Source organism: Acinetobacter sp. ATCC 27244, from assembly GCF_000156555.1.
Taxonomy (GTDB): Bacteria; Pseudomonadota; Gammaproteobacteria; order Pseudomonadales; family Moraxellaceae; genus Acinetobacter; species Acinetobacter haemolyticus.
In genome coordinates this window covers 1-998 of the sequence record NZ_GG665988.1, presented here as the reverse complement: position 1 = coordinate 998, position 998 = coordinate 1, and the positions used below count along the sequence as shown (strand labels likewise).

The following is a 998-nucleotide window of genomic DNA, read 5'->3' as shown; positions in this document are numbered from 1 at the left end:
AAACGATGGGTGTAACGAATAGAAAGGTATTGCACGCCTCTGTCGGAATGATGAATTACATTCTTTGGCATACCGCGAGCATGTAACGCTTGTTCCAGTGCATCAAGGACCATGTCTGTATTCATCCGTGTTGATACTTTCCAGCCAACAATTGCCCGTGAGAAAACATCAATCATAAAGGCGGTATACACCCAGCCTGAATGGGTTTGAATATATGTGAAGTCTGCGACCCACAGCTGATCTGGATGATCAGCACTAAAATTCCGTTTCACCAAGTCGGCTGCTCGTTTTTGATCATCTCTGCTACGTGTCGTTTGTTTGTTCTTACCACGCCAAACACCTTGTATTCCTAGCTGTTGCATCAATCGAGCAACTGTACAGCGCGCAACAATATAACCTTCCCGTTTCAGTTTTTGCCAGACTTTACGTACACCATACCGACCTGAACTTTCCTGCCAAATTCGTTTAATTTGTTCAGCATGATGCAGGTCATGTAGATCTCTTTTCGCTCGATGTTCTGGATTGTCCGCAAGATCTAAAGTTCGATAATAGGTTGAAGTTGCGATTGGTAGAATTCTACAAATCGCCTCAACACCGTATAGGTCTTTATGGTTATGAATGAAATCCACCATTATTTGTGTGGGCGGTCGAGCTCCGCCTGGGCGAAAAAAGCAGCTGCTTTACGTAGAATTTCATTGGCTCGCTGCAGTTCTTTATTTTCGCGTTCAAGTTGTTTAATGCGTTCTTGGTCTGAAAGCTGCTGTACTTTAATTGGATTCTGTTGATTCAAATGCTTCTGATGCCAGGAACGTAGTGTTTCAGGAGTACAGCCAATCTTGGGAGCAATTGCTGTGATTGCAGCCCAAGTAGAAGGATAATCTTTTTCGGATTCAATCAATAATTGAACCGCTCTATCTCTGATTTCAGGGGTGTATTTTACTTTTTTCATCGGGACATTCTCTCAAGAAAAGTGGTCTCCGACAAACCCGGTACGGTTC

The 998-nt window shown here is 43.4% G+C and carries 1 pseudogene and 1 other annotated feature; the pseudogene reads right to left on the bottom strand.

Annotated elements, in window-relative coordinates:
- A pseudogene (locus tag HMPREF0023_RS15905) lies at nt 1-949 on the bottom strand (IS3 family transposase); the annotation flags it as partial.
- Nucleotides 558-674: a sequence feature (AL1L pseudoknot), on the bottom strand. (Overlaps the previous pseudogene by 117 nt.)
- Nucleotides 950-998 lie beyond the last annotated feature (49 nt).